Source organism: Alcanivorax nanhaiticus, from assembly GCF_000756665.1.
GTDB lineage: Bacteria > Pseudomonadota > Gammaproteobacteria > Pseudomonadales > Alcanivoracaceae > Alcanivorax > Alcanivorax nanhaiticus.
In genome coordinates, this window is the sequence record NZ_ARXV01000002.1 from 22,507 (window position 1) to 34,970 (window position 12,464).

Here is a 12,464-nt window from a genome sequence, read left to right on the forward strand (position 1 = left end):
GCGCCTTTTTCCATGCGGCAGGGACAAGGGCGCGATTATAGCCCTCATTGACGCCCAACGTCATGGGCTGGGGTAAACGGGCAGGCAAAATGAGAATGATTGTTGATAGTCAACTTGCCCCTATGCCAGACTTCTGCGGATTGCCCGGCAATTTCGTCGCCGGCTACTGGATGGATATCAACACCCATGACGCTTACCGTGATCAGTGGCATTGCCGCCTTCGCGCTTTACACTTTGGCCAGCCTGATTGTCTTTTCCCAGTTCAAAGGGAAGAGTCAGCCGTCCCGGCAATCCATCCTGATTCCCGGCTCGCTTGCCCTGATTGCCCATGGCGTAAGCCTGTGGGGCATCATGGTGACGCCTAATGGCCTGCATTTGGGGCTGTTTGCTGTGGCCTCAACAGTGGGAGCCACTTGTGTTCTGGCGGTACTCATTTCCTGCCTGCGTCGCCCCTTTGAGTGGATCAACGCTATCGCCTACCCCTTTGCCGCCCTGACCATTCCCTGCATGCTCTGGGGCAGCCCAAGCAGCAACGCGCAACCGCTTGCCCATGGACTGGGCGCGCATGTGCTGTTTTCTATCCTTGCCTATGCCGTACTCGCCATCGCCGCCGCCCAGGCCGTGATGGTGCGCATCCAGGACCACCAGCTCAAGGAAGGCCATATTCGCGGCATCATGCGCCTGTTCCCCCCGGTTCAAGTAATGGAAACCATGCTGTTCGAGGCCATCTGGGTTGGGGAGGCCTTGCTTACCATCGCCATCGCCTCTGGTTTTTTCTACGTGGACAACCTGTTCGCCCAGCACCTGGTGCACAAGACGGTTCTGACTCTGATTGCCTGGGTGGTATTCGCCATCCTGCTGGCGGGACGGTATCTGCGTGGCTGGCGCGGGCGTACCGCTATCCGCTTTACCCTGAGTGGCTTCGCGGTATTGCTGGTGGGATTCTTTGGCAGTCAGCTGGTGCTCGAATTCATCCTGAAACGGTAAACAACTACCAAACAGATTCGAGTTGCGAGTAACGAGTTTCGAAGGGCAAACGCTCTTGATTTTCGCAACTCGTTACTCGTTACTCGCTGCCACGCCCCATTCTCCAACCTCCCGGGCTTCGACTTTGGCACCGGACTCCTTGACACTTCTCGGTCCTAGCCCAAACAATATCCCCCCAACTGGCGGATAAACGACATTTCCCTTGGATACCTTCTCGGACGGGTGGCTGATTGGCGCCCTGATCTTTCTGGTTCTTGGCTCAGCCTTCTTCTCCAGCAGCGAAACCGGCATGGTGGCCATCAACCGCTACCGCCTGCGGCACCTTGCCCGTCAGGGGCACAAGGCCGCAGCCCGGGTAGAAAAGCTGCTCAAGCGCACCGACCGACTGCTGTCAGTCATCCTGATCGGCAACAATTTCGTCAACAACTTCGCCGCCACCGTAGCGGCGATTCTGGCGATTCGCTGGCTGGGCGACAGTGGTGCAGCGGTAGCACCAGTGGTGATTACCATCATCATGCTGGTCTTCGCCGAGATCACCCCCAAGACCTTTGCCGCCATGCGCCCGGAACGGGTGGCCTTTCCCGCCAGTCTTGCACTCAAGCCCTTGCAGACCCTGCTGGCGCCGCTGGTATGGCTGGTCAACGGCATCAGCAATATCCTGCTGCGCCTTGGTGGCATCAACGCCAATGAGCAAGACGACGATCATCTCAGCCCGGAAGAGCTACGCACCGTGGTGAACGAGGCCGGGGGGCTGATCCCGGAAAACCACCAGAAGATGCTGCTCAACATTCTCGATCTGGAAACGGTCACCGTGGAAGACATCATGGTGCCGCGCAACGAAATGGTGGGCATCGACCTCGAGGATGACATGCACGACATCCTCACCACCCTGCGCGCCAGCCAGCATACCCGTCTGCCTGTTTACAATGGCGACCCCAACAATATGATTGGCCTGCTGCATCTGCGCAAACTCAGCCGTCTGTTGCTCAAGGAAGAAATCAACAAGGCCGAACTCATGCAGTACACGGTCGAGCCTTACTATGTGCCGGAGGCCACCTCACTGCATCAGCAGCTGATCAATTTCCAGAACGCCAAACGGCGCATCGGTATTGTGGTGGATGAATACGGCGATGTTCTCGGTCTGGTAACCCTGGAAGACATTCTTGAGGAGATTGTCGGCGAATTCACCACCGACCTGGCCGCCACCAGCCAGGATATTCATCCTCAGGATGACGGCACCTTCGTCATCGACGGCTCAAGCACCCTGCGCGACATCAATCGCACCCTGCAGTGGGAGCTCCCCACCGACGGCCCGAAAACCCTCAACGGCCTGATCCTGGAGTATCTGCAAGACATCCCCGACGCCAACATCTCCGTGCAGATTCTGGATTACCAGATCGAAATCCTGCAGGTGAAGGACAATATGGTGAAGGCGGTGAAGATGAGAAAGGCAGTGAACAGTTAACAGTGAATAGTGAACAGTTCGCGAACGAAGTATGGGTTGCTTTTGGGGGCCTCTGCCCGCGCCCCACTTCGGCCGCGGGCATCAAGGTTTGAAAATTAACGAGGGTGAACGCGGCTGTTAACTGTTCACTACCTTCAAACCCTATCCGCCACTGCCGACCCAACCCAACCACGAATATCGGCTTCATAGCGCTTCACCAGTGCCCTGCCTTCCTCAATGGCCTCTTTGGCTCGGTGGAAATCCATCAGGGCAAAGTCTTCCAACAGGGGAACCAGCGTGACCTCCGGCGGGTCGCCGGCCATACGGGAGCGTGTGATACGGTCCTGCATAATGTTGATGCTGGAGGCAACCACATCGAAAAAGCCCGGGTCCTCCCCGTCGCCGGAAGTAAAGTAATCCATCATTTTTTGCCAGATGCTGCGTTCCTCTTCTGAGGCTTCCTCACTTTCCACCTGACTGCGCGTATCCCGAGCCAGATGACCACCCACCAGCTGGGCATTGAGGTTAACGGCAATGACCACATCCGCGCCCATGGCGCGAGCCGCAGACACCGGCACCGGATTCACCAATCCTCCATCGAGCATCCAGCGACCTTGCAGACTAAAGGGAGAAAACAATCCCGGCAGCGCACAGGATGCCCTGGCCGCGTCCAGCATCGGCCCCTTGGTAATCCAGATCTCCCGGCCGCTTTTCATGTCCGTCGCGACCGTCACCAGTTTTTTCTCCAGGTGCTCTATATCCGGATTGTCGTGGTGCTCACGAAAAAAACTGAACAGCTTTTCCCCCTTCACCACCCCACCGGAAAAACTGATATCCAACAGCCCAACCACATCTTTCACCGTCAGGCCCTTAACCCAATCGGCAAATTCGTTGAGTGTGCCTGTTACGTAAGCCCCGCCAACGATGGCTCCAATCGAAGTACCAGCCACCACTTCCGGCTCGATACCCATTTCCTCAAGGCCCTGTATCACGCCGATATGTGCCCAGCCTCTCGCTGAGCCACTGCCCAGAGCCAGGCCGATCACCGGCTTTCCACCACCCTGCGTCAACGTGGCATCGCTGCTCATGATTTGCCCCTGATTTTGCTCATGGCTGCTCCCTCTTGCTTCTAACCACACAGGGAGCAGGCTCACCGTTCATCCGCTGCTCAATACGGCGAAACACTTCATCTTTTTCATCATCGGTGAGCAGCCCCCAAATGGAAATTTCGCCCCCAGAGCGAAAACAGCCCACGCAAATATCATTTTCGTCCAGTGCGCAAATAGACACACAGGGTGAAACCCGTTGCCTATCAGTCATGGTGGTAGCGTTCATCCACTTCCAGGTGCTCACTAAACTCTTTGGCATGAGCCACATAATGCATGCTGCTCATGGTCAGCATTGCCTTGTGGCCATCGGAGATTTCCTTGACAACTTTGGCCGGAGATCCCATTACCAGTGAGTTGTCTGGAATTTTCATGCCTTCCGGCACCAACGAGTTGGCTCCGATGATGCAGTTTTTCCCAATCACGGCCTTGTTCAGCACCACTGCATTGATGCCGATCAGGCTGTTATCACCGATGGTGCAGCCATGCAGCATCACCTTGTGCCCCACTGTCACGTCACGGCCAATCTTCATCGGTACACCAGGATCCACATGCAGCACGGCACCGTCCTGAATATTGGTGTTTTCGCCAATCTCAATCAGGTCATTGTCTGCCCGCAGCACCGCGTTGAACCAAATACTGCTGTTACTCTCCATCACCACCGAACCAATAACCGTGGCATTGTCTGCAATCCAGTGGCCTGAACCACGCTGTTCAAGCTGGCGGCTGCCGATCTTGTAAATCATGATTATTGTTCCCTGTCTGCAGGCCAGTGGCTCACGTCGAACTCGATGCCTGCATCATATACATGGTTGATCAGATCCAGAATCATGAAGGCAGTCAGCCCCCAGATTCGCTTGTCTTCGTAATAATAGCTGGGGATACGGAAGCGCCGGCCGAAGAAATCGATAGGGCTGGACAACTCCGGCGTTTCCTCAAGGAAGAATTTCAGTGGCACCTGAAAAATGGTGTCTATTTCGCCCGGCTCCGCCTGCAACTGTGCATCGGGATGCACAATTCCCACAAACGGGGTCACCTTCATACCATAGCGGGATGCCAACGGAGACAGCTGCCCCAGTACGTCCACATAGCGGGCATTCAGACCAACCTCTTCCTCGCTTTCACGCAACGCGGTCATCAACAGGTTCTTGTCGGAAGGATCCCGCTTGCCGCCGGGAAAAGCCACCTCCCCCGCATGAGTCGGCATGGAATTGGAGCGGACGGTCAGAATAACCCTCGGCTCCGGGCTGTCCACCAGCGGCATCAGCACCGCTGCCTCAGGCAGCGCCAGGGGCAACTCCGTGCGTTGATATTCAGGCAGCCTCTGCCTGAGCAAATCGAGCACAACACTCTCCAGAACCGACGATTCAAACGGTAGTTTGAACAGCAACGGCTCCCGCGGCAAGTCTACCGGCTATCGGGAAGCGACCACTGATCCTTTCTACCGTCATTCCCTCTGCAACAGGCGATAGCCAATTTCCTACACCGAAGGAATAAGCCAGCCCAAAAGCCGGAAAACCCCGCTATCACAGTGCGAATCCCACCTCACCATTTTTGCCGGAAGCTCTTTTGCGCAAATAACGCACTTTTTCCTACACCCGGGGCTTAGTCAGGAAAGAAAAAATCCGTTCTCAGGGTGAATGTCATCCACTGACGAATCACGCAAGACTCGGTGTGCGAGGCAAGACCAAGAGCAAGACTAGGGACGGTATCATGAAAGATGGGCACTCAAGAGGCCCGGGGATCGTCGCATTCCTTTTGCTGATCACAGCACTTCAGGGGCATGCAGGGGACCTCTCCCTCTTTAACGAGATTTCGCTGGAAAACAGCGCCGATATTTCCCAGACGGGATCGGATCTCTCTGCCTATGTTTCCCAGACTGGCGGCAACACTGCCACTGTCGACCAAAACGGCCACCAACATCAAAGCCGCCTGATCCAGAACGGTCATGGCAACCAGGCTGACATCCTCCAGTACGGCACGGCACAACAGGCTGATATCACACAGCTTGGCTGGGAAAACCTGGCCATCGTTGCCCAATACGGCACCGGCAATATCGTCACCATCGACCAGAACGGCATCAGCAACACTGCCATTGTTGAGCAGCTGGGCGAATACAACTTTGCCGCTATCGCGCAATACGGAATTGGTAATCATGCCGAAGTTTCACAACACGGCACGACCAACACAGTTTCGGTTTCCCAATATGGGGCCGGAATGTATGTCTCCATTCAACAATGGGACTGACTTTGCAGCACTTTGACTTTGCCTAAAACGATGAAACGATGAGGAGAAACACCATGAACGTAATGAAGCCTCTGGCAGTCGCCGTACTGGCCGCCATCTCCAGCACCACCTGGGCCGCAGGCAGCACTGCTTCCACCAATCAGACCGGTGAAGGCAATACCGCCAACACCGTTCAGAGTAATGTGAACGATTCCTCCGCCACGGTTGATCAAACCGGCGACTTCAATACTGCCGATGTGAGCCAGACCAACAGCATCAACATGATGACGGCAGACATCGACACCACCGGCAACGACAACAACGCCAGCATCACTCAGGATGACTCCTGGTTTTCCACTGCCACCATTGAGCAGGTGGGCAACGCCAACACTGGCACCATTACTCAGGTTCTGACTTCTGACGTCACCACCGCCAGCATTCAGCAAATCGGTGGCTCTGAAAACTCCGAGGCCACCATTGAGCAGAACAATGCCGACGCCTCTGACGCCTCCATTGTTCAGGACTCCGCTTTTGATGCTGATGCGACCATCACCCAAACCGGCGACTTCCATCAGGCGTCCATTACCCAGAACAACCTGATCAACTCCGTAGCCACCATCAACCAGAGCAATGTTGGCAACACTGCCACCATTCTTCAGGATGATTCCTGGAATGCTACCGCAACCATCGACCAGAGCGGCCAGAACAACACCGCCGACATCAGCCAGGTTGCCATTTCTGACTTTGCTACCGCCTCCATCACCCAAACCGGTGACAACAATGATGGCGTTATCACCCAGGACTCCGCCTGGAGTGCTGACGCAGTGGTGGTTCAGTCCGGCATGAATGGCGATGTGGATGTCATCCAGAACGACTCTCACTTCAGCTACGCCGAAGTGAACCAGGGTGGCGCTGACAACGTGGCACTGGTCGATCAGGGCCTGGGCAACCGCAACGATGCCTACGTTAATCAAGGCGGCAACATGAATAGCGCAGAAGTTGACCAGTCTGGTTCTGACAACCTGGCCACCGTTGATCAAGTGGGCAGTGAAAATACCGCTATCGCGCATTCCCACGGTGGCAACGGTGTCATCGACATCGATCAGTCCAACAGCTTCAACATGGCCAATGTTGAGCAGACCGCCCCTGCGGAATACGGCATTGCCACCATTACCCAGACCGGTGCCGATAACGGTGCCTTCATCACCCAGTCTGGCATTGGTGCCTCCGGCAACGAAAACTTTGCCACCATCCTGCAAGAAGGCATGCTGGACACCGCGTCCATCATGCAAGCTGGCGGTGGCGGCAACAACGCCTTCATCCACCAGAACTAATCTGGGCAGCATCAGAAACCGGGGCCTTATGGCCCCGGTTTTTGTTTGTCAGGGCGTCTTCTTATCCGCTATGCCTTGCACAACTTGAAGTATCAAACCGCTCTTTTTTAATCGGTAACAACGGCTAATTACACTTGCAAGGCGGCTCCTGCAAACTAAATCCACCGGAAAAACTCTGCGCGGCAAAATCTCGACTTGAACCCGTGTTGCCGTACGGACAACTCACAACCGCCGTTGCCTGTTACCCTGAAAAGGTACAGATCATGCCTCCCCTCATCCTTGCAGGACTGCTTTTCACATTACTGCTTCCGCTGCAGTCAATCCGGGCAGACAGCACAGCGTCTGTTTCTCAATATGGTGCCTACAATACGTCCAGCGTATCCCAGCAAGCATCAACCCAGAGTCACATCGAGACCACTCAGACAGGCGATGACGAGGGAGGTGCATATAACACCGCTTTGGCAAGCCAGCAGGCCAGTGAAAACAGCAGCATCCGGACATACACAGAAGGGGAACACAACCTTGCCACAGCGAACCAGCAGCAGGTTGACTCAACCCAAGCGGAAATCCTGCAAACCACACAGTCTGAAGCCAACTTGGCCCAAATAGAGCAAGTCGATCTTTTAAACGGTGAAGCTAACATCCGGCAGCACGATAGCGGAGAAAACACAGCGATCATTCAGCAATCCAACTCTCAGAATGTCACCGCTCTCACGATTCAGGACCACAGCTATCTGTCCGAAGCCAGAATTACCCAAGCGGCATCATCCGCCAGCGCGGCACAAATCCACCAATCCAACACCTCGGATAGCCAAGCTTCAATCATGCAAACCTTCAGCCCGCACAGCGAAGCACTCATATTCCAGCAAGAAGCACCGCTATCCAGGGCTAATATCGAGCAGCTTAACGCCAACGAAAGTCGCGCCAACATAGAGCAAAAAAACAGCCACGCAGTTCCTGACCAGGCAAGCATCCAGCAACAGGACGGCAATAACCTGCAGGCAGAAGTATGGCAGGATGGCCCCGATAACGATGCCACTATTGAACAAACCAACCACACCAATCAGGCCACAATCCTGCAGCAGTCTCCCGCCTCCTCAGCAGCAGGTAATTCGGCCCTGATCATTCAATCTTCCGGTGGCAACGCTGGGAACATTATTCAATATGGCACCAATAACAATGCATCGATCCATCAGTTCTAAACCCCAGCGCCGGCCACGCAGCATGACTGCCTACTGGCTACTACTGATTTCATTTGCAGGAACCCTCTCCATGCCCGCCATCAGCGACACTCCTCACTGCACCCTGCATATCCTTCAAGATGCCACAGATAGCCTCCATCGCTATCAACTCGCGCTGGAATGCAAAGAAACCGGTGGGCACATTCGCTATGAACTTCAGGTCACTCGGAAAGGGAAAAGCGGCACCAGCCAGGCAGGTCAGTCAGGAACCACCATGATTGACTCCGATCACTTGCTGTTAGGCAATGTCAAAATCAACCTTCAAGCGGCAGATACCGTTCTCGTAACCGGTATGGTAAGAGATGCTGATGAACAGATTATTGCTGAAGCCTTTCAGGAATTTTCTGTGCAGTAATCCACTTAGGGAGCCTCTGAATAACTCCTTGCGTACTCAGCATGGCCTGAAGCGTGCAGCTGTTGTGTCTTGTCTCGATGGTCAGGGTCGCTCCCTTTCCGAGGGGCAAGGCGCAGCAGATGTGCGCTTCAGGCCGCGCCTTTATGCCCGCAGGGTGCTACCGGGTCTTCCAGGCTGGCCCGCACTCGTTGTTGCCTGTTCTTTAAGGTATGAGCTTCGACAGGCAACCAGCATGCCTTCAAAATTGCGCCCCTCTTTACCTTGGCCGAGAGGGCGAACCAGCCTGAAAGACTGAGTATGCAAGGAGTTATTCAGAGGCTCCTTAGTCTTCGACAGACTCAAACAAAACGTTTTGCACGCTCACCGGCCCTGCAACCATAGAGTGACAACGTTGCCCTGATGGAGAATCCAGGCATCATCCCCGACCTCTCACTTTCCGCTTTCCAGAAAACGGTGCCCGGAAATACCGAGGAAAAGCCTACACAACATCACAGGTTTTTCTTCCTTGTGTGAGCGGTGGTTCCGCTGCATTGCTTGAGCATCGGCGTTTCGCAGTCGCATCCAGAGCTCATCGCAAACCACAGTTCCCGACAAGAGTGTCTCAGGGCATGGTTTACCGATGATAGCGGGAGTGCACGAGGAAGCTACGGTAATCCGGTGGCGCCTGCTTCACTTGGGAGTCGAGGCTTTTGTCTTATCTGCTTTCTGCAAACTCTGGTCTTATGGCCTCGCTGCGGCAGTTCGCCTCACAAAGCGAAGCAAAGGCACACCGGAAGACGCTCCCGAAGGGAGTGGGCGTAGTGAACAACCGGCGCTCCTATGGATACACTCTGGTGCTCATGGTGGAGATGCCTTCGGGCATTTCCACCCTACGAAGACTGGGGGGGTAAGGCGCTGCCTGCCTTGCATTTATTTGCTGTCAGTTACCGATACGTTGGAAGCGGCAGCAACAGTGCCTCTCCCTGCTGTGGAAGCGTATCTGCACGCGAAGTGAGAAAAGCCGAAGGTACGGCAGATTATCTTGCAAGCAAGCCGCCACAAAGGGCAATGCTGTTCACTTAAGTAGTACTGTTGATTTCTTGTGGGAGCGTGCTTGCAAGCGAAGACTTTGTTTCAGGGGACTTCATTCGCGTGCAAGCACCCTCCCACAGAAAAATCGAGCTTAAGTGAACAGCATTACCCACTAAAGGGTGCTCTTGCTGTTTTTGTGGGAGCTGCGGTTCCGCCGCGAAAACATGGGCGATCTGCAGCTGGCCCGGCCCCGGAGGACATGGCAAATTCCGCCCCTAAAGATGCGCAGAGGCAACGCTACCGCACGTTAAGGAATGAAGATCATGGCTGGCAGCAGCGGCACCACTGCTACTGTTTGAACGCCATACTGTACTGCTCAATAATCTCTGAATTCATATCCTCAGGATTCTTGAGCTGCCAGTTGCCATCCAGCACCCCTTTGACAATCAGGTGTGCCACCGCAGCTTCAATGGCCAGCTTTACACATTGCTGTACAGGCTCATTGGTGGTTACACCCGCTTCAGATTCCAGCAATTCCTTGAAATCGATGTAGCGATACACTCCTACCTGCAGCTCTTTGCTGTAAATGGTTTTCCGGGTAGAAACCGTATTGATGATCCGGCCCGTTCTCACATCAACGGCACGCAGATTGACGGTCACCTGGTCAGCTCGATACTGCTCCGAGGCTCCTACACCAAGATAACGCGCCCCCAACCCCCCGGTTTTCAGGTTGGTCTCATAGGCCACAATTCCACCCTGAAAGAGGATATCGGAGGAAAACAGGTCCGGCACATCAGCGATCAACTGTCCTTGTTTCTGGCGTTTCTCCACCACCGCCCGGGCAATCTTCCGCTCTGTCAGCAAATCCTGGAGCCCTTCCCTCTCCAGCGTCATAAACCAACCGGAACGATTCAGGGCATCAATCAGGAATGCCGCAGCGCCCTGAGTGACCGCAGTGGAAAACGACGAGGACGGAGCAGGCCGATACTGGCCAGTAAGATCACGAAAGCTGTATACCGATGCCATGATCTTTCCCTTGGGTTCAGGCATCACCTCAAGGTCCTGTGCCACTTCTGATTTTTCTACCAGCATCGGAGCTTCGGGTTTTAACGGCGGCGTTACACACGCACCCAGCGACAAGGCTGCCAGGCTGGCCATCGCCATGCGCAGTATTTTCGATTGCATGTTCATCCCTGAATGCGTTTTGAATAAATTGATGGCTGGGGGGCGCGGTTTCCGTAAGCTCAGAAAGTGTCCGGTACCAACCCATCCACTTCGATCTGGGTGACTTCCCCGGTGTTGATGTCTTCAATCAAGATGGAAAGTACGCCCTGGTCATCCACGATATTGATCGCAAAGTCTTCCGTGACAATGCTGCCCTCATTGCCGGCCCCCACATCGGCCAGCAGCTGGCTAAGCAGGCGGGACTGCAACGACGAGGTCAGCCGCTCCAGGTCTGAGGGTCTTTCATATCCGGAGCTGGACGCTTCCGGATCCTTGTAATCATTCTGGGCCTGGGCATTACCCAGCAGGTGGGAACCATTCAACGGGTTACCGCCGAAGTTGGGATTGACCGGCTGATAGACCAGCTCACTGGCCGCCACTCCCGTCGCCAGCAGCAAACCTGCTGCCACTTTCAAGATCATTTTCATTAATAGCCATCCTTGGCCAGGTCCGGATTATCAACAAGTGCATTGAGCAGTTTGAGGCGCCTGACCTGATTCTCAACTGACTGCACCAACCCCTGAACACGGGCATCCTCCCAGTTCGAGGCAAAGGAAAGAACAAATCGGGTTATCTGGGTATCCGCACCCTTAATGGTGATAATGCTGCCGCTTCTTGCTGACGGCTGCTCGTAAATGCTGACGCTGAACGGGGTATCCGGATAAAGATAGTGACGCTGGTAAGCAAATTGCTGGTAGAAACGCTTGCCAATCGGGGTGACCGTTTGATCCACCACCACACCCAGCTCCTGTTCCTGATCTGACGCCAGAACCAGGTTGCCGCCCCAGAGAGACGCAAGCAACACAGCCCACCGCAGGATGTGTCGCCGCCGGTCCATTAACGGCTTTCTTCTTCCAGATGGTTTTCGTGCACCCAACGCATCACACCCACGCGGTTTTTCACACCAACCTTGCGATAAAGGCTCTGCAAATGGGCTTTTACGGTATGGGTGCTCAGGCACAGGGCATCGGCAATTTCATTGTTGCTCATGCCTCGCACAACATGATCCAGCATTTGCCGCTCACGGCTGGTGAGGCTCTCGAAGACATGGCCACAACGCGTGGGAGTCTTGCGATGCCGTACCAGATAATCCATGTAATTACGGGGGAACCAGCTACGCCCCTTGCAGACCACATCAATGGCCTTGGAGATCAGGGTGTCGTTGTCCTGCTGATAGATAACCCCTTTTACGACAGGCCAGTTCAACAGGAAAAAGATATTGTCACCGCGATCCGCATTCACCAGGATCACCCGGCACATGGGCATCTTTTCCTGGATGCGGCCCAGCAAACGCTCAATTTCGGCAGAGGAAAAATCGAGCACATTGATCAACACCAGATCATCCTGGATCTGGTCGCAGAACAGATCGTCTCTGGTAATTGCCGTACAGGCCACGCCCCGCTGATTCTCAATAGACCGCGCCAATAAACGAATAGCGAGATTATTGCAGTGTGAAACAACAAGGTAGGTTTTACTGTCGTCACGCGTTCCCTGCGCCATCGAAGCATCCATTTCCGATTCCCCTTTCCCCCTCTC

14 protein-coding genes are annotated in these 12,464 nt (G+C 54.7%); 6 read left to right on the forward strand and 8 right to left on the reverse strand.

Translation table 11 applies throughout. The annotated features are described in order from the left end of the window. The first annotated feature begins 186 nt into the window (after positions 1 to 186). On the forward strand, positions 187 to 987 hold the full coding sequence (locus Y5S_RS02220) for a cytochrome C assembly family protein (RefSeq protein ID WP_035230110.1): 801 nt from the start codon (positions 187 to 189) through the stop codon (positions 985 to 987). 202 nt (positions 988 to 1,189) lie between these two features. Beyond that, positions 1,190 to 2,452 (forward strand): HlyC/CorC family transporter, encoded by a 1,263-nt coding sequence (locus tag Y5S_RS02225; protein ID WP_052041345.1) that lies wholly within the window; start codon positions 1,190 to 1,192, stop codon positions 2,450 to 2,452. A gap of 134 nt (positions 2,453 to 2,586) precedes the next feature. Here Y5S_RS02225 and rssA read toward each other — a convergent pair whose 3' ends face one another. Genes rssA through Y5S_RS02245 form a run of 4 tightly spaced genes read right to left on the reverse strand, consistent with a single transcriptional unit; the run spans position 2,587 to position 4,882 of the window. Further along, positions 2,587 to 3,519, reverse strand: a complete 933-nt coding sequence (gene rssA / locus Y5S_RS02230) for a patatin-like phospholipase RssA (protein WP_052041346.1) — start codon at positions 3,517 to 3,519, stop codon at positions 2,587 to 2,589. Between the two features lie 19 nt (positions 3,520 to 3,538). After that, positions 3,539 to 3,808 carry a DUF1289 domain-containing protein gene (locus Y5S_RS02235; RefSeq protein ID WP_407921412.1) on the reverse strand — a complete coding sequence of 90 codons (270 nt, stop codon included), beginning with the start codon at positions 3,806 to 3,808 and terminating at the stop codon, positions 3,539 to 3,541. Continuing rightward, positions 3,744 to 4,283 (reverse strand): gamma carbonic anhydrase family protein, encoded by a 540-nt coding sequence (locus tag Y5S_RS02240; protein WP_035230113.1) that lies wholly within the window; start codon positions 4,281 to 4,283, stop codon positions 3,744 to 3,746. The genes Y5S_RS02235 and Y5S_RS02240 overlap by 65 nt, the downstream gene beginning before the upstream one ends. A 2-nt stretch (positions 4,284 to 4,285) precedes the next feature. After that, positions 4,286 to 4,882 (reverse strand): CoA pyrophosphatase, encoded by a 597-nt coding sequence (locus tag Y5S_RS02245; protein WP_035230595.1) that lies wholly within the window; start codon positions 4,880 to 4,882, stop codon positions 4,286 to 4,288. A 368-nt stretch (positions 4,883 to 5,250) separates the two neighbouring features. Here Y5S_RS02245 and Y5S_RS19355 point away from each other — a divergent pair, with 368 nt between their 5' ends. From Y5S_RS19355 to Y5S_RS02265, 4 genes are all read left to right on the forward strand, one after another. Next, the gene (locus Y5S_RS19355) at positions 5,251 to 5,784 is read left to right on the forward strand and encodes a hypothetical protein (RefSeq protein WP_081939629.1); all 534 of its coding nucleotides are present in this window, start codon (positions 5,251 to 5,253) and stop codon (positions 5,782 to 5,784) included. A 53-nt stretch (positions 5,785 to 5,837) separates the two neighbouring features. Next, positions 5,838 to 7,097 (forward strand): hypothetical protein, encoded by a 1,260-nt coding sequence (locus Y5S_RS02255; protein ID WP_035230117.1) that lies wholly within the window; start codon positions 5,838 to 5,840, stop codon positions 7,095 to 7,097. Between the two features lie 263 nt (positions 7,098 to 7,360). Then, positions 7,361 to 8,299, forward strand: a complete 939-nt coding sequence (locus tag Y5S_RS19080) for a hypothetical protein (protein ID WP_052041348.1) — start codon at positions 7,361 to 7,363, stop codon at positions 8,297 to 8,299. Positions 8,300 to 8,321: 22 nt separating this feature from the next. Further along, entirely contained in the window at positions 8,322 to 8,693 is a 372-nt protein-coding gene (locus tag Y5S_RS02265) for a hypothetical protein (protein ID WP_231552609.1), read from the forward strand. Positions 8,694 to 10,052: 1,359 nt separating this feature from the next. Here the strand turns inward: Y5S_RS02265 and Y5S_RS02270 are convergent. The 4 genes from Y5S_RS02270 to Y5S_RS02285 are packed head-to-tail and all read right to left on the reverse strand — an operon-like array spanning position 10,053 to position 12,440. After that, the gene (locus tag Y5S_RS02270; protein ID WP_197055076.1) at positions 10,053 to 10,889 is read right to left on the reverse strand and encodes a CsgG/HfaB family protein; all 837 of its coding nucleotides are present in this window, start codon (positions 10,887 to 10,889) and stop codon (positions 10,053 to 10,055) included. A 59-nt stretch (positions 10,890 to 10,948) separates the two neighbouring features. Beyond that, complete coding sequence (locus Y5S_RS02275) at positions 10,949 to 11,356, reverse strand: curli assembly protein CsgF (protein ID WP_035230122.1); 408 nt, start codon at positions 11,354 to 11,356, stop codon at positions 10,949 to 10,951. Continuing rightward, positions 11,356 to 11,766, reverse strand: coding sequence for a CsgE family curli-type amyloid fiber assembly protein (locus Y5S_RS02280; RefSeq protein ID WP_035230123.1), 411 nt, complete (start codon positions 11,764 to 11,766; stop codon positions 11,356 to 11,358). Before Y5S_RS02280 ends, Y5S_RS02275 begins: the two co-directional genes overlap by 1 nt. Beyond that, on the reverse strand, positions 11,766 to 12,440 hold the full coding sequence (locus Y5S_RS02285; protein ID WP_035230124.1) for a helix-turn-helix transcriptional regulator: 675 nt from the start codon (positions 12,438 to 12,440) through the stop codon (positions 11,766 to 11,768). The genes Y5S_RS02280 and Y5S_RS02285 overlap by 1 nt, the downstream gene beginning before the upstream one ends. Positions 12,441 to 12,464: the final 24 nt, after the last annotated feature.

Bases quoted from the DNA above. Each gene is read 5' to 3' on its own strand.
- Y5S_RS02220 (WP_035230110.1), top strand. From the start codon at position 187: ATGACGCTTACCGTGATCAGTGGCATTGCCGCCTTCGCGCTTTACACT.
- rssA (WP_052041346.1), bottom strand. From the start codon at position 3,519: ATGAGCAGCGATGCCACGTTGACGCAGGGTGGTGGAAAGCCGGTGATC.
- Y5S_RS02235 (WP_407921412.1), bottom strand. From the start codon at position 3,808: ATGTGGCTCATGCCAAAGAGTTTAGTGAGCACCTGGAAGTGGATGAAC.
- Y5S_RS02240 (WP_035230113.1), bottom strand. From the start codon at position 4,283: ATGATTTACAAGATCGGCAGCCGCCAGCTTGAACAGCGTGGTTCAGGC.
- Y5S_RS19355 (WP_081939629.1), top strand. From the start codon at position 5,251: ATGAAAGATGGGCACTCAAGAGGCCCGGGGATCGTCGCATTCCTTTTG.
- Y5S_RS02255 (WP_035230117.1), top strand. From the start codon at position 5,838: ATGAACGTAATGAAGCCTCTGGCAGTCGCCGTACTGGCCGCCATCTCC.
- Y5S_RS19080 (WP_052041348.1), top strand. From the start codon at position 7,361: ATGCCTCCCCTCATCCTTGCAGGACTGCTTTTCACATTACTGCTTCCG.
- Y5S_RS02265 (WP_231552609.1), top strand. From the start codon at position 8,322: ATGACTGCCTACTGGCTACTACTGATTTCATTTGCAGGAACCCTCTCC.
- Y5S_RS02270 (WP_197055076.1), bottom strand. From the start codon at position 10,889: ATGCAATCGAAAATACTGCGCATGGCGATGGCCAGCCTGGCAGCCTTG.
- Y5S_RS02275 (WP_035230122.1), bottom strand. From the start codon at position 11,356: ATGAAAATGATCTTGAAAGTGGCAGCAGGTTTGCTGCTGGCGACGGGA.
- Y5S_RS02280 (WP_035230123.1), bottom strand. From the start codon at position 11,766: ATGGACCGGCGGCGACACATCCTGCGGTGGGCTGTGTTGCTTGCGTCT.
- Y5S_RS02285 (WP_035230124.1), bottom strand. From the start codon at position 12,440: ATGGATGCTTCGATGGCGCAGGGAACGCGTGACGACAGTAAAACCTAC.